General features: G+C 77.1%; 16 protein-coding genes. 4 read left to right on the top strand and 12 right to left on the bottom strand.

Going from position 1 to position 20,120, the window contains the following annotated elements:
• Positions 1 to 3: 3 nt before the first annotated feature.
• From scpA to ACI8AK_RS01375, 4 genes are read right to left on the bottom strand one after another with little or no spacing between them, the layout of a single operon-like run.
• The gene (gene scpA / locus ACI8AK_RS01390; RefSeq protein ID WP_387987522.1) at positions 4 to 2,211 is read right to left on the bottom strand and encodes a methylmalonyl-CoA mutase; all 2,208 of its coding nucleotides are present in this window, start codon (positions 2,209 to 2,211) and stop codon (positions 4 to 6) included.
• Positions 2,208 to 4,121, bottom strand: a complete 1,914-nt coding sequence (locus tag ACI8AK_RS01385) for a methylmalonyl-CoA mutase subunit beta (protein ID WP_456954892.1) — start codon at positions 4,119 to 4,121, stop codon at positions 2,208 to 2,210. Before ACI8AK_RS01385 ends, scpA begins: the two co-directional genes overlap by 4 nt.
• Before the next feature lie 40 nt (positions 4,122 to 4,161).
• Positions 4,162 to 5,421: an amidohydrolase gene (locus ACI8AK_RS01380; RefSeq protein ID WP_387987526.1), complete on the bottom strand. Its 1,260-nt coding sequence runs from the start codon at positions 5,419 to 5,421 to the stop codon at positions 4,162 to 4,164.
• Positions 5,418 to 6,623, bottom strand: coding sequence for a glutamate--cysteine ligase (locus ACI8AK_RS01375; protein ID WP_387987528.1), 1,206 nt, complete (start codon positions 6,621 to 6,623; stop codon positions 5,418 to 5,420). Before ACI8AK_RS01375 ends, ACI8AK_RS01380 begins: the two co-directional genes overlap by 4 nt.
• A 174-nt stretch (positions 6,624 to 6,797) precedes the next feature.
• Between ACI8AK_RS01375 and ACI8AK_RS01370 the strand changes: the two genes are divergently transcribed.
• Complete coding sequence (locus ACI8AK_RS01370; protein ID WP_456954891.1) at positions 6,798 to 7,049, top strand: hypothetical protein; 252 nt, start codon at positions 6,798 to 6,800, stop codon at positions 7,047 to 7,049.
• 66 nt (positions 7,050 to 7,115) lie between these two features.
• On the opposite strand, the gene ACI8AK_RS01365 is transcribed toward ACI8AK_RS01370, so the two are convergent.
• The gene (locus ACI8AK_RS01365; RefSeq protein WP_456954890.1) at positions 7,116 to 11,465 is read right to left on the bottom strand and encodes an nSTAND1 domain-containing NTPase; all 4,350 of its coding nucleotides are present in this window, start codon (positions 11,463 to 11,465) and stop codon (positions 7,116 to 7,118) included.
• Between the two features lie 158 nt (positions 11,466 to 11,623).
• Positions 11,624 to 13,105 carry a hypothetical protein gene (locus tag ACI8AK_RS01360; RefSeq protein ID WP_456954889.1) on the bottom strand — a complete coding sequence of 494 codons (1,482 nt, stop codon included), beginning with the start codon at positions 13,103 to 13,105 and terminating at the stop codon, positions 11,624 to 11,626.
• Between the two features lie 159 nt (positions 13,106 to 13,264).
• Here ACI8AK_RS01360 and ACI8AK_RS01355 point away from each other — a divergent pair, with 159 nt between their 5' ends.
• From ACI8AK_RS01355 to ACI8AK_RS01345, 3 genes are read left to right on the top strand one after another with little or no spacing between them, the layout of a single operon-like run.
• The gene (locus tag ACI8AK_RS01355) at positions 13,265 to 14,065 is read left to right on the top strand and encodes a purine-nucleoside phosphorylase (protein WP_387987536.1); all 801 of its coding nucleotides are present in this window, start codon (positions 13,265 to 13,267) and stop codon (positions 14,063 to 14,065) included.
• A complete protein-coding gene (locus ACI8AK_RS01350) occupies positions 14,062 to 15,693 on the top strand; it encodes a phospho-sugar mutase (RefSeq protein WP_387987538.1) in 1,632 nt (543 codons plus the stop codon). Before ACI8AK_RS01355 ends, ACI8AK_RS01350 begins: the two co-directional genes overlap by 4 nt.
• A gap of 2 nt (positions 15,694 to 15,695) precedes the next feature.
• Positions 15,696 to 16,388, top strand: coding sequence for a haloacid dehalogenase type II (locus ACI8AK_RS01345; RefSeq protein WP_456954888.1), 693 nt, complete (start codon positions 15,696 to 15,698; stop codon positions 16,386 to 16,388).
• Between the two features lie 6 nt (positions 16,389 to 16,394).
• Here ACI8AK_RS01345 and ACI8AK_RS01340 read toward each other — a convergent pair whose 3' ends face one another.
• The 6 genes from ACI8AK_RS01340 to ACI8AK_RS01315 form a co-directional block, all read right to left on the bottom strand.
• Complete coding sequence (locus ACI8AK_RS01340; protein WP_456954887.1) at positions 16,395 to 16,658, bottom strand: hypothetical protein; 264 nt, start codon at positions 16,656 to 16,658, stop codon at positions 16,395 to 16,397.
• 25 nt (positions 16,659 to 16,683) lie between these two features.
• The gene (locus ACI8AK_RS01335; protein ID WP_387987544.1) at positions 16,684 to 16,821 is read right to left on the bottom strand and encodes a hypothetical protein; all 138 of its coding nucleotides are present in this window, start codon (positions 16,819 to 16,821) and stop codon (positions 16,684 to 16,686) included.
• A 38-nt stretch (positions 16,822 to 16,859) separates the two neighbouring features.
• A complete protein-coding gene (locus ACI8AK_RS01330; RefSeq protein ID WP_387987546.1) occupies positions 16,860 to 17,339 on the bottom strand; it encodes a DUF805 domain-containing protein in 480 nt (159 codons plus the stop codon).
• Positions 17,340 to 17,453: 114 nt separating this feature from the next.
• A complete protein-coding gene (locus ACI8AK_RS01325; RefSeq protein WP_387987548.1) occupies positions 17,454 to 18,344 on the bottom strand; it encodes a Gfo/Idh/MocA family protein in 891 nt (296 codons plus the stop codon).
• Positions 18,345 to 18,346: 2 nt separating this feature from the next.
• Positions 18,347 to 18,970 carry a uracil phosphoribosyltransferase gene (gene upp, locus ACI8AK_RS01320; protein WP_387987549.1) on the bottom strand — a complete coding sequence of 208 codons (624 nt, stop codon included), beginning with the start codon at positions 18,968 to 18,970 and terminating at the stop codon, positions 18,347 to 18,349.
• A gap of 17 nt (positions 18,971 to 18,987) precedes the next feature.
• A complete protein-coding gene (locus ACI8AK_RS01315) occupies positions 18,988 to 20,091 on the bottom strand; it encodes a calcium:proton antiporter (RefSeq protein ID WP_387987551.1) in 1,104 nt (367 codons plus the stop codon).
• Positions 20,092 to 20,120 lie beyond the last annotated feature (29 nt).

Below are 20,120 nucleotides of genomic sequence, written 5' to 3'. Positions count from 1 at the left end.
TCCCTAGTGACCGAGGCGCTGGGACAGCGTCCGCAGCAGCTCCTGCGCCGCCTCGGCGATGACCGTGCCCGGCGGGAACACCGCGGCCGCGCCCATCTCCTCGAGCCGCGGCACGTCGTCGGGCGGGATGACCCCGCCGACCACGACCAGGACGTCGTCGGCCCCGAGCTCGGCCAGCGCGTCGCGCAGCGCCGGCACCAGCGTCAGGTGCCCGGCGGCCAGCGACGAGACGCCGACGACGTGCACGTCGGCCTCGACCGCCTGCCGCGCGACCTCCTCCGGCGTCTGGAACAGCGGACCGACGTCGACGTCGAAGCCGAGGTCGGCGAACGCGGTGGCGATCACCTTCTGGCCGCGGTCGTGGCCGTCCTGGCCCATCTTGGCGACCAGGATGCGGGGGCGCCGTCCCTCCGCCTCCTCGAACGCCTCGGTCATCCGGCGGGTCTCCTCGAGCGGTCCCGAGCGGCCGGCCTCGTCGCGGTACACACCGGAGATGGTGCGCACCTGACCGGAGTGCCGCCCGTAGACCTCCTCGAGCGCGTCGGAGATCTCCCCGACGGTCGCCTTGGCCCGCGCCGCGTCGACGGCGAGCTTGAGCAGGTTGGAGTCGAGGTCGCGCCCGCGCCGTCCCTCCGCCGCGGCGCGGGCGGCGTCGGTGAGCCGGCGCAGCGCGTCGCGCACGGCGGAGTCGTCCCGGGACGCCCGGAGCTCGGCGAGCTTCGCCTTCTGCTGGGCGAGCACGTCGGCGTTGTCGACGCGCAGCACCTCGATCGCCTCGTCGGCCTCGACCCGGTACTTGTTGACGCCGATCACCGGCTGGCGGCCGGAGTCGATGCGCGCCTGCGTGCGGGCGGCGGCCTCCTCGATGCGCAGCTTCGGGATGCCGTCGTCGATGGCCTGCGCCATGCCGCCGTGCTCGGCGACCTCCTGGATGTGCGCCCAGGCGCGGCGGGCCAGGTCGTAGGTCAGCTTCTCCACGTACGCCGAGCCGCCCCACGGGTCGATCACCCGCGTCGTCCCCGACTCCTGCTGCAGCAGCAGCTGGGTGTTGCGGGCGATCCGCGCGGAGAAGTCGGTGGGCAGCGCCAGCGCCTCGTCGAGGGCGTTGGTGTGCAGCGACTGGGTGTGCCCCTGGGTGGCGGCCATCGCCTCCAGGCAGGTGCGGACGACGTTGTTGTAGACGTCCTGCGCAGTCAGCGACCAGCCCGAGGTCTGCGAGTGGGTGCGCAACGACAGCGACTTGTCCTTCTGCGCGCCGGCCTCCTTCACCAGCCGCGCCCACAGCAGCCGCCCGGCGCGGAGCTTGGCGACCTCCATGAAGAAGTTCATGCCGATGGCCCAGAAGAACGACAGCCGCGGCGCGAACGCGTCGATGTCCAGGCCCGCGGCCTTGCCCGCGCCCAGGTACTCGACGCCGTCGGCGAGGGTGTAGGCCAGCTCCAGGTCGGCCGTCGCCCCGGCCTCCTGGATGTGGTAGCCGGAGATGGAGATCGAGTTGAAGCGCGGCATCTCCGCCGAGGTGAAGGCGAAGATGTCGCTGATGATCTGCATCGACGGCTTCGGCGGGTAGATGTAGGTGTTGCGGACCATGAACTCCTTGAGGATGTCGTTCTGGATGGTCCCCGTGAGCTGGTCCGGCCTCACCCCCTGCTCCTCGGCGGCGAGGACGTAGAGCGCCAGGACCGGCAGCACCGCGCCGTTCATGGTCATCGAGACGCTCATCCGGTCCAGCGGGATGCCGTCGAACAGCTGCCGCATGTCCAGGATCGAGTCGATCGCCACCCCGGCCATGCCGACGTCGCCGACCACCCGCGGGTGGTCGGAGTCGTAGCCGCGGTGGGTGGGCAGGTCGAAGGCGACCGACAGGCCCTTCTGCCCGGCGGCGAGGTTGCGCCGGTAGAAGGCGTTGGACTCCGCCGCGGTGGAGAAGCCCGCGTACTGGCGGACCGTCCACGGCTGGGTCGTGTACATGGTCGGGTAGGGCCCGCGCAGGTAGGGCGGCAGGCCGGGGTAGGTCTGCAGGAAGTCCAGCCCGGCCAGGTCGGCCGGGGTGGCCAGCGGCGGGACGGCGATGCCCTCGGGGGTCTCCCAGGTCGCCTCCTCCACGCCGCGCCCGGTCGCCTCCTCGAACGCCTTGGCCCAGTCGTCGGCACCGGCGTGCGCCGCCGGGCGGCCCAGCTCGACGCCGCCGAAGTCGGGGATCCCGCTCATGCCCGCTCCTCCTCCGAGGAAGCGGCAGAGACGGCCGTCTCTGCCGTCAAGCCGAGTTGCCCGTGCACGGTCCTGAGCACCTCGAGTGCGTCACACCCGGCGTACACGTACCCGTCCACGCCGTCCACCCCGAGCGAGGGCTTCCCGGCCAGCCACACGTGCTCCGCGCCGGCGGCCCGCAGCTCGGCGGCCAGCGCGGCGGCGGCCTCCGCGTAGTCGGCGTCGGTGCCGCAGATGCAGGCGACCGTCGTCCCGGCGTCGGCGAACCCGGACGCGCCGTCGGCGGCCGGGGTGGCCACGCCGCCGGCCTGGAACAGGTTGCCGGCGAAGGAGGCCCGCGCGGTGTGCCGCGCGATCGGTCCGATGGTGGCGAGGTACACCTGCGGCCGCCGGCCGGCGGCGTCGGCGCGGTCGCGCAGCTCCTCGTACTCCTGCGCGGCCCGCACCCGGGGCAGCCCGCCGGTGGGGTGCAGGTCGGCCGCCGGCTGCCGCTCGGGCAGCTTCTCGGTCAGGTCGGGGAACTCGCTGACGCCGGTGATCGCGTCGCTGCGCGTCGCCAGCCGCTTCGCGCGGGCGTCCCAGGCGGCGGCCAGCCGGTCGCGGACCAGCCCCGAGGCCAGCGCCGCGGCCAGCCCGCCGGCCCGCTCGACCTCGGTGAACCAGGCCCACGCGGCCTGCGCGAGGTCCTCGGTGAGCGCCTCGACGTACCAGGAGCCGCCGGCCGGGTCGAGCACGCGGGCCAGGTGCCCCTCCTCGACCAGCAGGCTCTGGGTGTTGCGCGCGATCCGCCGGGAGAAGGCGTCTGGCAGGCCGAGCGCGGCGTCGAAGGGCTGCACGGTGACGACGTCGGCCCCGCCCACGCCCGCGGCGAAGCAGGCGACGGTGGTGCGCAGCATGTTCACCCAGGGGTCGCGCCTCGTCGTCATCACCGACGACGTCACCGCGTGCTGGCGCTGCGCCCGGGCCGCCTCCGACGCGCCGCTGACCTCGCCGACCCGGTCCCACAGCCGGCGGGCGGCGCGCAGCGCGGCGATCGTCGTGAACTGGTCGGCCGGGGCGGAGTAGCGGAACTCGATGCGCTCGAACGCCTCGTCCACGGCCAGCCCGCCGTCGGTGAGCGCCCGCAGGTAGGCCACCCCGGCGGCCAGCGAGCAGCCGAGCTCCTCGACGGCGGTCGCGCCGGCGTCGGCGTACACGGTCGCGTCGACGACGACGGTGCGCCAGCCCGCGGGGGTCCGCCGGGCGACGTCGGCCAGGACGGCGAGGTCCTGCTCCTCCCCCGAGGCGGCCTGGTCGCCGAGCGGGTCGAGACCCAGCGAGCCGCCGGGCGCCAGGTCGATGCGGTCGCCGGCCAGCGCCAGCAGCGCCTCGGCGGCCGGGAGCCCGCCGGAGACGGCGACCGGCGCGAGGTCGAGGTAGACGTCGGCGAGCACGTCGCCGAGGGCGTCCACGGGCACCGCGCCCTCGCCGAGGTGCAGCCACAGCGAGGTGACGCCGTTCTCCAGGTCGGCGGCGACCGCCTCCCGCGTGACCGCGACGTCGGGGTGGGCGTGCCGCTGCCGGACGTCCCAGCCCGCGGGCACGCCGCTGTCGGGCGAGGAGCCGGCGCGGGCGCCGCGGACGAACGGCGGCAGGCCGGGCACACCGACCGCCGTCGGGAGGTCGCCGGCGTCGTCGGCGGTGTAGAGCGGCGCGACGCTGACGCCGGTGGCCACCGTGCGGCGCAGCGCGTCCTCGACCGGGTCGGGCAGCTCCTCGCGGCCCGCCTTGCGCAGGACCCCGGCCACCAGCTCGCGCCACTGCTCGCGGCCGACCGGCGGGAAGTCGCCGGCGAGGGACAGCTCGTCGGGCACCTCGTGCTCGGCGGGGACCTCGTCCTCGCCGGGCGTCGCGGTGTCGGTGGCGCTCATCGGTGAACTCCCCGCATCGGATGCTCGGTCGGGGAAGGTTCTACCGGCGCTCCCCCGACCGTGGACGCGCGGGGTGGCCCGGACCGGGCGCCCCGGCGGCCGACCCCGACGTCCCGGCGGCGGCGGTCAGCGCCTGCAGCGCGGTGCGCACCATCAGCCGGATGCCGACCCCGATGGCCCGCTCGTCGACGTCGAAGGTGCCGCGGTGCAGGTCCAGAGGCGCGCCGCCGCCGTGGGTGCCCAGGCGGGCCAGCGCGATCGGCAGCACGTCGGCGAACCAGCCGAAGTCCTCCCCGCCCATGCTCTGCGGCGACTGGCGCAGGTTCTCGCTGCCGACGGTCTGCAGCGCCGCGGTGCGCAGCAGCGCCACCGCGCGCGGGTCGTTGACCACCGGCGGCACGCCGGGCACGTACTCCACCTCGACGCCGGCGCCGGTGGGCGCCACCACCTGCTCGACCAGCCCGCGCAGCAGCCCCTCGGCGCGCTGCCACTCGTCGCGGTCGAGCACCCGCACGGTGCCGCGCAGGGTGCCCCGCTGCGGGATGGCGTTGGCCGCGACCCCGGCGTTGACCGCGCCCCAGACCAGCGAGAACCCGGCCCGCGGGTCGACCTTGCGCGACAGCAGCCCGGGCAGCCCGGTGACCAGGCGGCCGAGGGCGTCGACCAGGTCCACGGTCAGCTGCGGGCGGGCGGTGTGCCCGCCGGGGCCGGTGAGCGTGACGTCGATGCGGTCGCAGGCGGCGGTGATCGAGCCGGTGCGCAGGCCGACGGTGCCCGCCGGGATCGCCGGGTCGCAGTGCAGCGCGAACGCCCGGGACGCGCCGTCGAGGACGCCGGCCGCCACCACGTGCGTCGCGCCGCCGGGGACGGTCTCCTCGGCCGGCTGGAACACGCAGCGCACCGTGCCGGGCAGGTCGTCCAGCGCGGCCAGCGCCAGCGTGGCGCCGAGCAGCACGGTGGTGTGCACGTCGTGGCCGCAGGCGTGGCACATGCCCTCGCGGGTGGAGGCGTAGGGGACGTCCTTGAGGTCGGCCAGCGGCAGCGCGTCGATGTCGGCGCGCAGCACCACCGTCGGGTCGCCGGACCCGACCTCCACCACCAGCCCGGTCCCGCTGGGCAGCCGGCGCGGCGCGAGCCCGGCGCCGGCGAGCCGCTGCTCGAGGAACGCCGTCGTCTCCACCTCGGCGAAGGCCAGCTCGGGGTGCATGTGCAGGTGCCGGCGCACGCCGACCAGGGAGTCGTTGCGGTCGGCCACCCACGCGTCGAGCCCGGCGGCCAGTTCCTCGGGGGTCCGGGTCATGCGGCGTGGCCGCCGGCGCACGCCGCCGGGCCGGGGACGGGACCGTCGGGGCCGGCGGCCGGCCCGGAGGTGGGCAAGCCGTCCCGGAGCTCGGCGAGCAGCCCGTCGACGACGGCGCGCAGGTCGCCGCCGGACGCCAGCGCCGCGGCCCGCTGCCGCTGGTAGGAGGCGCCGACGGCGAGCACCCGCTCGACGCCCGCGAGCTCCGCCTCGCAGCCCAGCCGCTTCGCCGTCGGGCCCAGCTCCTCGGCGAGGTCGAGCAGCGCCTGCCGCACCGGGCGCACCGTGCCCTTCTCGTCCACCACCACGTCGGCGTCCAGGCCCCAGCGGGCCGCGCGCCACTTGTTCTCCTTCACCACCCAGCTCGGCGGGGTGGGCAGCGTGTAGCCGCGGTCGAGCTGGGTGTCGAACTGCTCGACCAGGCACTGCGACAGCGCCGCGACGACGCCGACCTCCTCGAGGGTGGGCAGGCCGTCGCAGATGCGCAGCTCCACGGTGCCGAAGCCCGGGTGCGGGCGGATGTCCCACCACACCTCGCGCACGCTCTCGATGGCCCCGGTGGAGATCAGCGTCTCCATGTAGGTCTCGAAGCCGGCCCAGTCGGGCAGCTGGGTGGGCAGCCCCGCCGTCGGCATGGCCTCGAAGACCTTGCTGCGCGCCGAGGCCAGCCCGGTGTCGCAGCCGACCCAGAACGGCGAGGACGCCGACAGCGCGAGGAAGTGCGGCACGTACTGGGTGAGCGCGTTGACGATCGGCATCGCCTTGTCCGGCGAGCGGACGCCGACGTGCACGTGGACCCCGAAGATCTGCAGCCGCCGGGCCAGCCACTGCATCCGCTCGACCAGGTGCAGGTACCGCTCCTTGGGCGAGATCAGCTGGGTCTGCCAGTCGGTGAACGGGTGGGTGCCGGCGCACAGCAGGCCCAGGCCGCGGCGGTCGGCGGCGGCGGCCACCTCGGCGACCGTGCCGGCGAGGTCGGCGGTGGCCTCCTCGACGGTGGTGCATACGCCGGTGATGACCTCGACGGTCGACTGCAGCAGCTCGTGCTTGGCCTTGGGGTGCTCCTCGGCGCCGTCGGGGCGGATCTCCTCGAGGATCTCCGTCGCCCCGGCGGTGAGCTCCCGGCTCTCCCGGTCCACGAGCTGCAGCTCCCACTCCACACCCAGGCTGGAGCGTTCCGAGGAGGAGAACGGGATCTGCACGCTGCCGAGGATAGGGAGGACGGCGCTCCCGCACCCCCTGAACAGCGCGGATCCCTCGTCGGCGTGCACCGCAACCGCACCACAACCGGCGGAGGTCCGACCGCAACCGCCGCGGCCTGTCCTGGGACGTGAGCCGGGACCGCCCCGGCTCCGCGTCCCGGGAGGTCACCGGTCATGTCCGTCCGCACCCGCTCCGTCGTCTCCGTCGTCGGCGCCCTCGCCGCCGGGATCGTCCTCGTGCCGTCGGCGGCACTGGCCGACCCTCCCGCTCTCGACGACCGCTCGCCGTCGTGCGCCGCCGTCCTCGCCCGCGCGGTCGCCTTCCCCGGCACCGTCCCCACCCCGTCGGGCACCCAGCGAGTCGTCTCCGACGCCTACGTCAGCCACCTGCTGCGGTCGGAGGAGTGCGCGCCGGCCGGGGACTGACCGACCCCGGTCCGGCCGGCCGCCGCCCCCGGCTCCCCGCCGGGGGCGGCGGTGCGCTCCGGCGCCTCAGTCGAGGTCCGTGCAGGTGGGCCGCCACTCGCGGGCGGGGAGGAAACGCTCCCACTCGGCCCGGGTCAGATCCCGTCCGGCCAGGTCGCAGGCGGCCCGCAGCCACTCGTCGGGGTCGAGCGGGTACCGCCGCCCGGGGACCTCGCCGCTGAAGGCGACCAGCTCGTCGTCCGGTCCGGGGAGCAGGTGCGTGTGCGTCGCGGTCCCGGTCGCCGCGGCCCGCACCGGTCCGGTGCGCGGCAGCCCGCGCTCGACGTCGAAGAGCGCCACGGTGCCGTCCGTCGCCGCCGTGGCCACGGTCCGGCCGTCGGGCAGCCACTCCGCCTGCAGCAGGCTGCTCGGTGAGACGGCGACCGGCTCCCGCGCCCGGCCGGTCCCGACGTCCACGACGTGCAGCAGTCCCGCGTCCCCGACCACGGCCAGCAGCCGGCCGTCCGGCGACCAGGCGACGTCGAAGGGCCGGTCGCTGTCGAGCAGGTCGACGGTGGTGGCCACCTCGAGGGTGTCGGCGTCGAGCAGCACGACCTGCTCGGTGGTGGCGCTGGCGACCGCCAGGAGGGCCCCGTCGGGACTGGGCGAGATGGCCTGGGCGCTCACGCCGACGTCGCGCCGGTCCTCGACCTCCCCGGTCGCGGGGTCGACGACCAGCAGTCGCGCGCCCTCCCCGGTGTCCGGGTCCCCCTCCGTGCCGAGGAGCAGCCGTGAGCCGTCGCGGGTCCACCCCGCGGACCAGATGACGGTGGCCGGCAGCGGCACCCCGTCCCACAGGTGGCCTTCCGGGGGGAGGACGACGTCGGGCACCAGGCGGCGCCCCTGCCCGTCGAGCACGGAGGCGCCCAGCCCCCAGGTCACGGCGACCGCGCCGCCGTCGGGGCGCACGGCGACCGACGAGCCGAAGAACACCTGCGGCGCGGTCTCGCCGAGGGGTACCTCGTGCACCACCGCGCCGCTCTCGGGGTCGAGGAAGGTCGCTGCGACGGACCGCGTGTCGTCGGGTGTGTCGAGGGGGTCGGCCCCGGTGACCCGGGTGACCGGCCGGGTCGGGACGACGACCGTCCCGGTGGTCCCGAGGACGCGCGGCCGGTTGGACACCCAGCGCCCGTCCAGGGCGGGGTAGTCGGCACCGAAGGCGCCGTCCGGGCGCAGGTCCCAGACGACGGCGGTGTCGTCCAGGCCGGCGGTCACCAACCGCTCCCCCGTCGGGTCGGCCTCCGCGACCACCACGTCCCCGCGGTGGCCGGTCAGCACCTCGGGCCGCGACCACTCCCGGGTGACGGGGTCCACGTCCCACCGCACGACCACCCCGTCGTCCCCGGCGGTGACCGCCCACCCCGCCGGGGAGACCGCGACACGGTGGACCGGTGCGGTGTGCGCCTCGAGCTGCTGCTCCACCCGACCGTCGCGGCCGTGGCGGGTCACGCCGCCGTCGTCCCAGAACTGGACGACGCCGTCGCCCACCAGCTGGAAGCCGACGCTCGTCGCGTCCCGCGCGTCGACGGGGAGCGGCGTCTGCCCACCCGATGCGAGGTCGACCAGGACGGCCGGGCCGCCGCCCCGGCTCCAGAGGACGGCCAGGCGCGACCGCGCGTCCAGGTCGACCTCCAGGTCGCCGAGCGCCGCGGGGGCGGTACCGGAGACGCCCGTGTCGGCCGGGGGGCCACCTCCCGCGGGGACCGTCCGGAGCCGCCACGCGGCCGGGCCCTCGGGGTCCCCGGGCGGCGGTGTCGCCACCAGCACCGCGAGGGCCTCGCCACCGGAGGTGTGGGACACGGCCAACGGGGACCCGCCGACCCCGCTGCCCTCGAGCAGCCGGGTCACCCGGCCGTCAGCGCCGACGAGCCGCACCCAGGGCTCCCCGTCGCCGGACACCCCGGAGGTGGCGAGCGTGTCGGTGCCCGGGGAGGGGTCCGCGCCCATCCAGTCACCCCAGGTCCCGTCGAGGTGGACCACCACGCGCGGCATGCCCCCGCCCGTCACGGGCCAGGTGACGATGCGGTCGCCGACCCCGAGCCAGAGGGTCCCGGCGCCGTCGACCCGGCCGCCCATGACGCGGCCGGGGAAGGGCACGGCCCGGACCACCCGCTGGTGCTCGGCCAGCAGGGCCAGCAGTCCGTCCTGGGTCTCCGGGGTCTCCGCGAGCCGCACGGCGGTCGCGGCCAGCAGGACGGCGGTGTCCAGGGAGGGCGCCACCCCGGTGCGCGAGGCGAGCCAGTTGGCGTCGGCCACCCGAGAGGCCCGCTCCGCCTCGGTCGCCCGGTCCTCGGCGTCCCGCTGGAAGGACACGGCCAGGCCCGCGGCCACCAGCGCGAGGACCAGCACCGCCGCGAGGCCGACCGCCAGCCGGCGGGTGCGCCGGCGTCGGCGGACCTCGAGCCGGGCCTGCTCGCGGGCGTCGGCCAGGTCGCGCTCGGCGTGCGCGCGGGACGCCGCGAGGAACGCCTGCTCGACCGGGGTGGGCTCGTCCCCGGCGCCGGCCGCCCAGTCCAGCGCCGCGGTCAGCCGGGCGCCGCGGTAGAGCTCGTCGTCCGGGCGCCCGGCGGCGTCCCACTCCCGCGCGGCCGGGGTGAGGTGCCGGCGGACGGCTCGCCCGGCGGCGTCCTCCTCCAGCCAGCGCACCAGCCGCGGCCACGCCGTCAGCAGCGCCTCGTGGGTGACCTCCAGCCGGTCGGCGTCGACCGACAGCAGGCGCCGGGCCAGGAACTCCTCCGCGACGGCGCGGCGCGGCCCATCCGGCCCCAGGTCCGCGGTGGGCAGCGGCCGCCGGACCAGCGCGCCGGCGTCGTCGACGTCGGCCAGCCGGACGAACAGCCGGCGGGCGAGCTCGCGGGCCGGCTCGTCGAGCGCGGCGTACGCGGCCTCGGCGGAGCGCGCCAGCGCGCCGGCGACCCCGCCGGCGGCCACGTAGCCGGCCAGGGTCAGCAGGTCCCCGCGGCGTCGCTCCCAGGTGCCGACCAGCGCCGTCGACAGCAGCGGCAGCGCCCCGGGCCGGCCCAGCCCGTCGGCCACCACGGCGTCCACCAGGTCGTCCTCCACCCGCAGCCCCACCGCCGCCGCCGGATCGCGGACGACGGCCCGCAGCTCGGGGTCGGTCATGGGCGGCACCAGGACCAGAGCCGGCCCGAGCCGGTCGACGAGCCCGGGGTGCTCGGCCAGCCGGCCGACGGCGTCCCCGCGGACGACGACCACGCAGCGGGCCACGAACCCGTCGTCCAGCAGCGCGAGGACGGCGTCGAGGAACGCCGTCCGCTCCGCCGGGTCGACCCCGGCCGCCCACAGCTCCTCGAACTGGTCGCAGACCAGCAGCACCGGGCGCGACGGCGGGTCCTCACCCGTCAGGTCCGCGAGCGCGTCCACCGGACGACGGCCGGGCAGCAGGACGACGGGCTGCCAGCCGGCGCTGCCGGGCAGCGCCCCGGCAGCGAGAGCGGGCACCAGTCCCGCGCGGACCACGGACGACTTCCCCGCCCCGCTGGGCCCCGACACGGCCAGCAGCGGCGCGTCCACCAGCCGGGCCGCCAGCGTGGCGACCACCCGCTCACGCCCCGCGAACAGCGGGGCGTCCTCCGCCCGGTAGGCCCGCAGCCCCATGTACGGGCAGGCCCCGGACGCCGGCGCGGGCACCGGGACCGGGACCGGGTCGAGCGCGGGGTCCTGGGCGAGGACGGCGGCCTCCGCCGCGCGCAGCGCCGGCCCCGGATCCGCCCCGAGCTCCTCGGCGAGCACCGACCGCGCCCGGCGCGCGGCACCGAGGGCGTCCGCCTGCCGCCCCGCGCGGTACAGGGCCAGCACCAGCAGCCGCCACCACTCCTCGCGCAGCGGCTGCTCGGTGACCAGCCGCTCCAGGTCCGGGACGAGCGCGGCGGCCTCCCCCAGCGCCAGCCGGGCCTCGGTGCACGCGGTCAGGGCACCGTCGCGGAGCTCGGTCAGCCGGCGGCGCTCGGCCTCGGCGAAGGGCGCGTCCGGCCAGTCGGCGTACGGGTCGCCCCGCCACAGGCGCAGGGCCGCGCCGAGCAGCTCCGCCGCCGCGGCCGGGTCCCCCGCGGCGAGGGCGGCCCGGCCGCGGGTCGCGAGGTCGCCCAGGGCCAGGGCGTCGAGGTCGCCCCGCTCGACTGCCAGCGCGTAGCCGGGTCCGCGGCGGACGACGTGCCGGCCCGTGGAGCCGCGGGGACGGTCCGGCTCCAGGGCGCTGCGCAGCCGCACGAGGTGCGCCTGCAGCGACTTGCGGGCGGAGGCGGGCGGGTCGCCGTCCCAGAGCTCCTCGACGATGCGGTCGGTGGGGACGACGGCGGGCGCTCCGGCGGCGAGGACGGCGAGCAGCAGGCGTTCCTTGGCCCCGGGTACCGCCACCGGCGTCCCGTCGTCCCCCCGGACCTCCAACGGTCCGAGAACCGCGATCCGCACCGGGTCACGGTAGGGACGACCGGTCCCGGGCCGTCCCCGCCGCCGTCCGGCCGGCCCGGCCCCGGGCGCCACGTCGGCGCGTGGCGGCGGAGAGTGACGAGGGGTCAGCCGACGGGGACGGTGTCCGGCTCCGGGGTCCGCGGCCGCGGCAGCAGCGCGGCGGGCGGCACCCGGCCGGTGACCGCCGCGACGGCGCGGCGCCCGTACAGGTCGGGGTGGACGCGCACACCGCACAGGTCGCGGCCGACGACGGAGACGCCGCGGCCGTCGTCGGTGGGCACCACGGCCTCGACCCGCGACCACGGGATGCCGTGCACGTCGCCGTCGGCGTCGGTGTGGGCGAGGCCGTCCTCGGAGACGACCAGGGCCACCCGCGCGGCCGGGTCGAGCAGCCGGCGCAGCAGCGGCGGGCGGAACACCGTGCCGGCCGGCAGCTCCGGGAGGGTGCCGCACAGCGGGCGGCGGGCGACGCCGGCCGGGCCGTCCCAGGCCGCGGTGTCGGGGACGCCGAGGACGGCGGTGGCCGCGGCGCGGCGCAGCGCCGCGGTCACCCGCGCCGGCGTCACCGCGCGCCAGGCGGCGAGGGTGTCCGCGGCCGGGCGGAACGGCAGGCCGGTGGCCGCGCAGTAGGCGGCGTCGGCCAGCTCCGTGCCGACGGCGTCCTCGTCGTCGAGCTCGGCCTCCAGTCCCGCGACGGCGTGCGCGACCTCCGCGGCGTCCGGCCCGTCGGCGCACAGCCCGGCGAACGTCTCCCACAGCAGCCCGGCGACCTCGGCGCCGCGGCCGGTCCGGGCGTCGACCACGACCGCCACCTCGCGCCGGCCGGGCGCGAGGTCGAGGGTGAGGGAGTCGACGCCGTAGGACAGCCCGCGGCCGTGCCGCGCCCGCTCGCGCAGCCGGTCCTCGAGCACGTCGACGCCGATCGCCAGCGCGGGGTCGCCGGGGGTGTCGGTGGCCAGCAGCAGCCCGACGCCGGGGGCGTCGGTGTGCGTCCAGACCGGCCCGTCCTGCGGGCGCGGCGCCGGCACCCGGCGCACCGGGCGCGGCCCGTCGGGCAGCGGCAGCCGCAGGCCCTCGGGCAGCGGGCCGTGGCACCACAGCGCGGCGTTGGAGCGGACGAACCAGCGGGCGGCGTGCGCCCGGACGGTCTCCTCGGTCAGGTACTCCGGGCCCGGCCCCGCCGACACGGTCAGGCCCGGGCCGGTCAGGCCATAGCGCGCGGCCCACAGCGCGCTGACCGTGGAGGAGCCGGTGCCGCAGCCCTCGGCCTGCAGCACGCCGGCCTCGGCGGCCAGGCGCTCGGTGGGCAGGTCGGCCAGGGCGCGGCAGACGCCCTCGAGGAAGGCGGCGACGGCGTCCGGGCGGCCGGTGGCGAAGAAGGCGGTGCTGTCGACGTCGGTGACGGCGTTGCAGCGCAGGTGCGTGCGCGGGAGCGCGGCCATGGCCAGGTGCTCGACGAGGTGGGTGACCTCGATGGTCGAGAACGTCTCGTCGCGCAGGCCGACGCCGAACACCAGGGCCGCCGTCGTCCGCTCCCGCCCGCCGGCGGTGAACACCGGGACGCCGTCGATGACCGTTCGCTGCACCGAGCCATGGTCCGGGAGCCGGCCCGTCGTCCCCGGCCGACACGCGGCCGGGGACGACTGGGACGAGTGGTTCGACGGCGGCCGCGTCCCCGGTGACCGCCTCGGCCGGCGGGGACGTCGGCCGGGGTCGCCGCGACGGCGCTGGGTTAGCGTCGCCCGGTGAGCGCACCCGATCCCGCGGCCCTGGCCGCCACCGCCGCCGCCGACCTGACCGCAGCCCTGGGGAACGGCCACGACGTCGCCGTCGTCATGGGCTCGGGCTGGGCCCCCGCGGCCGACGCCTTCGGCGAGCCCGCGGCCTCCGTCGCCATCGGCGAGCTGCCCGGCTTCGCCGCCCCCACGGCCGTCGGGCACGGCGGGCAGGTGCGGTCGGTGCGCGTCGGCGACCGGCGGGTGCTGCTCTTCCTCGGCCGCACGCACCTCTACGAGGGCCGCGGCGTCGAGCCGGTGGTGCACGGGATCCGCACCGCCGCCGCGGCCGGCGTGCGCACCGTCGTCCTCACCAACGCCGCCGGCGGGCTGGCGCCCGACCACCGGGTCGGCCAGGCGGTCCTCATCAGCGACCACCTCAACCTCACCGCCCGCTCGCCGCTGGTCGGCGCCACGTTCGTCGACCTCACCGACCTGTACTCCGCGCGGCTGCGCGAGCTGGCCCGCTCCCTCGACCCGGACCTCACCGAGGGCGTCTACGCCGCGCTGCCCGGCCCGCACTACGAGACGCCGGCCGAGATCCGCATGCTGCGCGGCCTCGGCGCCGACCTGGTGGGCATGTCCACGGCGCTCGAGGCGATCGCCGCCCGCGCCGCCGGGATGGAGGTGCTGGGGCTGTCGATGGTCACCAACGCCGCGGCCGGCATCACCGGCGAGAAGCTGGACCACGAGGAGGTGCTCGCCGCGGGCAGGGCGGCGGCCGGGCGGCTCGGCGAGTTCCTGGTCGAGTTCATCGGGCGCCTGCCGTGACCGGCTCGGTCGTGGACGCCGCCCGGGCCTGGGCCGCGGCCGACCCGCACCCCGGCGACCGCGCCGAGATCGAGGCCCTGGTCGCCGCCGGGGACACCGCCGAGCTCGAGCGCCGCTTCGCCGGGCCGCTGACCTTCGGCACCGCCGGGCTGCGCGGGCCGCTGCGCGCCGGGCCGGCCGGCATGAACGCCGCCGTCGTCACCCGGGCGGCCGCCGGGCTGGGCGCCTGGCTGACCGCGCACGGGCACGGCGGCGGGGCCGTCGTCGTCGGGTTCGACGCCCGGCGCCGCTCCGACGAGTTCGCCCGGGTCACCGCCGCGGTGCTGTCGGCCGCCGGGTTCGCCGTCTCGGTGCTGCCGCGGCCGCTGCCCACGCCGGTGCTCTCGTCGGCGGTCCGGTCGCTGGGCTGCGTCGCCGGCGTGATGGTCACCGCCAGCCACAACCCGCCGCAGGACAACGGCTACAAGGTCTACCTCGCCGACGGCGCCCAGCTCGTGCCGCCGGCCGACCGGGAGATCGAGGCCGCGATCGCCGCCGTCGGCCCGGCGGGCGAGGTGCCCACCTCCGACGCGTGGACGACCCTCGGCGACGACGTCGAGGCCGGGTACGTGGCCGCCGTCGTGCGGGCGCTGCAGCCCGAGCGGGTGGACGCCGCCGCGCGGGCCGGCCTCACCGTGGCCTACACCGCGATGCACGGCGTCGGCGCGGCCACCACGCGGGCGGTGTTCGCCGCCGCCGGGTTCGCCCCGCCGGTCAGCGTCCCCGAGCAGGACGCCCCCGACCCGGCGTTCCCGACGGTCGCCTTCCCCAACCCCGAGGAGCCCGGCGCGGTCGACCTGCTGCTCGCGCTGGCCGACCGCTGCGGCGCCGACGTCGCCATCGCCGAGGACCCCGACGCCGACCGCTGCTCGGTGGTGTGCGACGGCCGGCAGCTCACCGGCGACGAGGTGGGCGCGCTGCTCGCCGACTGGCTGCTGCGCCGCGGCGTGCGCGGCACCTACGCGGCCTCGCTGGTCAGCGGCTCGCTGCTGGCCGCGCTCGCGGAGGCGCACGGCGTGCGGTTCGCCGAGACGCCGACCGGCTTCAAGTGGATCATCCGCGCCGGCACCGACGCCGAGCCGCTGGTGTTCGGCTACGAGGAGGCCCTGGGCTACGCGGTCACCCCGGAGGTGGCCCGCGACAAGGACGGCATCTCCGCCGCCCTCGCCGTCGCGCTGCTGGCCGCCGAGCTGGGGCAGACCGGCCGCACCCTGGTCGACCGGCTCGACGAGCTGGCCCGCGAGCACGGGCTGTTCGCCACCGGCCAGCTGTCGGTGCGGGTGGAGGACCTGTCGCTGATCTCCGACGCCATGGAGCGGCTGCGCGCCGACCCGCCGGCCCGGCTGCTCGGCCGCGAGGTCACCGCCACCGACCTGCTGGCCGAGGACCCGCCGGTCGACGCCGTGCGGCTGCTCGGCGACGGCGTCCGCGTGGTGGTCCGGCCCAGCGGCACCGAGCCCAAGCTCAAGGCGTACCTGGAGACGGTGGTCCCGGTGCACGACGACGCCGGGGTCATCGCCGCCCGCGGCCGCGGCGCGGACGAGCTCGACCAGCTGCGCGGCGAGATGGCGCACGCGCTGGGGCTGTAGCCGTGGACGTCGGCGCGCTGGCCTTCGACGTGTTCGGCACGGTCGTGGACTGGCGCGCCGGCGTGGCCCGGGAGGCGGCCCGGCTCCTCGGCCCGGACGTCGACGCGCACGCGTTCGCCGACGCCTGGCGGGCGCGGTACCGGCCGTCCATGGAGGAGGTGCGCTCCGGCGGGCGGCCGTTCGTCCCGCTCGACGTGCTGCACCGCGAGTCGCTGCCGGAGGCGCTGGCCGAGGTGGGCGCGGGCCCCGTCCCCGACGACGTCGCCGCCGAGCTGGTGCTGGCCTGGCACCGGCTCGACCCGTGGCCGGACGCGGTGCCGGGCCTGACCCGGCTGCGGCGGCGGTTCGTGCTGGCGCCGCTGTCCAACGGCGGGGTGCGGCTGCAGGTGGACCTGGCGCGGCGGGCCGGGCTGCCCTGGGACCTCGTGCTCGGCGCCGAGGTCGTCGGCCGCTACAAGCCCGACCCGGAGGTCTACGACGCGGCGGCGCGGCTGCTCGCGCTGCCGCCGTCGGCGGTGCTCGTGGTGGCCGCGCACGTCGACGACCTGGCCGCGGCGCGCGCCCGCGGCCTCCGGACGGCGTACGTGCACCGGCCCGACGAGTTCGGCGGGACGCGCGTGCCGCCGGAGCTCGACCCCGACGCCGACCTGTCGGTGTCCTCGCTCGAGGAGCTGGCCGGCGCGCTCGGCTGCTGAGGTCCGTCAGTCCCCGTGCCGGGGCCGGGTGCCGGTGCCGCGCCGCCCCGCGGCCACGGAACCCCCTCCGGAGAGCACTCCGAGGACCAGCCAGCCGATCCCGGTGAGCAGGCCCCGCTGCTCCCCGGCGGCGTCGCGGGTCTCGACCCACAGCACCACGGCGGCGGTGCCGAGCAGCCACAGCAGCACCGGCAGGGGGCGCCAGCGGCGGAGGTCGGCCATGACGACGACCGGCGCCAGCACGACCGCCCCGACCAGCACGATGATCACGCCCGGAGTGTGCCGGACGGGTCCCTCACCTGCGGCGTCGCCCCGGGCGGGCCTGCGGCGGGGACCACTCGAGGGTCCAGCTCTCCCCCACCGGCAGCGCCCGCCGGCGCCGCGCGGGGTCGGCCAGGGCGGCCGCGGCGGCAGCCGGCCGGGAGGAGGTCATCCGCACCCCTCCGGGCCGGCCCGTCCGGTCAACCGGTGTCACCGGGTCGCGAGCCGCGGCTCCCGCCGGACCGGGTACGGGGTCCCGTCGTACTGGTTGCGGCCGGGCTCGCCCGCCGAGAAGCCGAGCACCACGAGCAGGACGATCGCGCCGGCGACCGGGACCAGGCCCCACAGCAGGAACCAGCCCGAGCGGCCGGTGTCGTGCAGCCGGGTCACCGCCGCGCTGATCGAGGGCGCGAACAGCGCCAGCGAGACCAGCAGGGTGATCGGCCCGCCCGAGAAGCTGACGTCGGCGCTGTAGGAGTAGTAGCCGTAGGACTCGTAGCCGGCCGTGTACCAGGCGGTCCCCAGGGCGATGTCGGCCCAGACCGCCGCGACGCTCGCCGCCCACAGCGGCAGCGCGTAGTGCAGCCAGTAGGTGCGCCGGTCGATCCGGCCGCGCCGCACGTACCAGCTGCCGTGCGAGGAAGCCTGCGGGTTCGCGCGGTCGTGGCCGAGGTACGGGTACTCGCTCATGTCGTCTCCCTGTCCGGCCCCGGGTGCCGGGGCTCCCTGTCGTCGGGGGAGACGGTGTCGGCCGGTGCTTGTCCGGCCCTTGCGCGCGACTGGAGGCCGCGCCGCAAGTCGGGCTCAGGCGGGGACGTCCTCCCGGCAGCCCGAGGCCAGCGCCCGCTCGGCGGCGGCCAGCACGACGACGACCTCGCGGCCGAAGCCGACGTCGCAGGGGTGCGTGCCGCCGGTGACCGCCGCCGCGGTGAGCTCGTCGACCGCCGCCGTCAGCGACGCGACCGGGCTCTCGGTGTCGGGCAGGAGCACCAACCGCCCGGCGTCGCCGTGGACGGAGAACTCGATGCCGGTGGCCAGCGGCGCCACCGTGTGCGACAGCGTGACGGTCGAGGCCACGCCGGGGGTGGCGTGCTGGAGGACCAGGTGCACGGTGTCGCCGGCGCCCGCGCCCGCCTGCACCGACACCACCGGGCCCAGCGCCGGCACCAGCAGCGACAGCGCGTGCGGGCCGATGTCCCACAGCGCCCCGTACCGGCGGCGCCAGGCCGAGTCGAACGGGCTCCCGGCCAGCGCCGACAGCCACGAGGCGGCGCCGCCGGCCAGCCGGGTGCGGCCCGCCTGGGCCAGCCACGACGTCGTCTGCGCCTGGAACCGGAAGGTGAAGAACACGACCGAGGCGACCCCCGCGGACCGCACCGCCGTCACCACCCGGTCGGCCTCGTCGACGGTCAGCCCGATCGGCTTCTCCAGCAGCAGGTGCCGGCCGGCGGCGGCCGCCTGCTCGGCCAGGGGCACCTGCACGTCCGGCGGGACGGCGACCGACACCGCGTCGACCCGCTCCAGCAGCGCCGCGAGGTCGTCCGTACCGGGGACGTCGAACTCCGCGCCCACCTCGGCGGCCTTGCCCGCGTCCCGGCCCCAGATCCCGGCGAGCTCCGCGGTGGGGTGCGCGGCGATCGCCGCCGCGTGCACGGTGCGGGCCCAGTGACCGGTGCCCAGGACGGCGAACCGCACGGTCAGACCGCGCCGAACTGGCGGTCCCCGGCGTCGCCGAGGCCCGGGACGATGTACGCCTTCTCGTTGAGGCCCTCGTCGACGCTGGCGGTGAACACCCGCAGCGGCAGGCCGCTCTGCTCCAGCCGCTCCAGGCCGACCGGCGCGGCCAGCGCGCACAGCACGGTGATCTCGGTGGCGCCGCGGTCGGTGAGCAGCGTGCAGCAGTGCACCAGGGAGCCGCCGGTGGCCAGCATCGGGTCCAGCACGAACACGTGCCGGCCGACCAGGCTCTCCGGCAGCGAGGCCATGTACGCCTCGGGCTGGAAGGTCACCTCGTTGCGCGCCAGGCCGACGAAGCCCATCTGCGACTCCGGCAGCATCCCGTGCGCGGTGTCGGCCATGCCCAGCCCGGCCCGCAGCACCGGGACGATCAGCGGCGGCGCGGCCAGCCGGTAACCGGTCGTCGTCGTCACCGGGGTGGTGATCGGCTCCTCGGCGACGGCGAGGTCGCGCGTGGCCTCGTACACCAGCATCTGGGTCAGCTCCCGCAGCGCCGCCCGGAAGGCGGCGTTGTCGGTCCGCTCGTCGCGCATCCGCGACAGACGGGCACGGGCGAGCGGGTGGTCGACGACGGTCAGCTGCACGGGCGCCACCGTAACGGTCAGGGCGCGACGGCCAGGAACAGGAAGCCGGCCAGCAGGACCAGGTGGACCACGCCCTGCAGCCGGGTCGCCCGGCCGGGCACCACGGTGAGCACCGCGACGACGACGGTCACCGCGAGCAGCACCATCTGCGTGGCGCCGAGCCCGAGCAGCAGCGGCCCGTCCAGCCAGATCGAGGCCACCGCGATCGCCGGGATGGTCAGCCCGATGCTCGCCATCGCCGACCCGAACGCCAGGTTCAGGCTGGTCTGCAGCCGGTTGCGGCGGGCGGCGTTGGCGGCCGCGAGCGTCTCGGGGGCCAGCACGAGCAGCGCGATCACCACGCCGACGAACGACTGCGGGAAGCCGATCGCGGCCACCCCGGCCTCGATGGCGGGCGACTCCACCTTCGCCAGCCCGACGACGGCGACCAGCGCCACCAGCAGCAGCCCGAGGCTGGTCAGCGCGGTCCGGTTCGACGGCGGCTCGGCGTGCTCGTCCTCGTCGTCGCGGCTGCCGTCGACGGGCACGGGGAGGAAGAAGTCGCGGTGCCGGACGGTCTGGGTGACCACGAACGCGCCGTAGAGCACGAGCGAGGCGAGCGCGGCGAAGGTCAGCTGCGCCGTCGAGAACTCCGGCCCGCTGACGCTCGTGGTGTAGGTGGGCAGGACCAGGCACATCACCGCGAGGGTGAGCACGGTCGCCAGCGCCGCCCCGGCCCCCTCGCGGTTGAAGACGACGACGTCGTGCCGCAGCGCCCCCAGCAGCACCGACAGCCCGAGGATGCCGTTGCAGGTGATCATCACCGCGGCGAACACCGTGTCCCGCGGCAGGGACGCCGCCTCGGGCCCGCCGGACGCCATCAGCGTGACGATCAGCCCGACCTCGATCACGGTGACCGCGACGGCGAGCACCAGCGACCCGAACGGCTCCCCCACCCGGTGGGCGACCACCTCGGCGTGGTGGACGGCGGCCAGCACCGCGCCGACGAGGGCGACCGCGTCGACCACCACCACGAGCGCCCCGGGGTCCCCTCCCCAGGTGAGCGCCAGGAGGACCACCGCGGCCACGGGCGCGACGGTGGTCCAGGACAGCAGGGCCGGTCTCGTCGTCGTCGTGGCCATGTCCCCACGCTGCCATGCCCGGCCGGCTC

Source organism: Geodermatophilus sp. SYSU D00867, from assembly GCF_054050315.1.
Note: the sequence above shows the minus strand (reverse complement) of the source record. Positions and strands in the feature narration are given on the sequence as shown.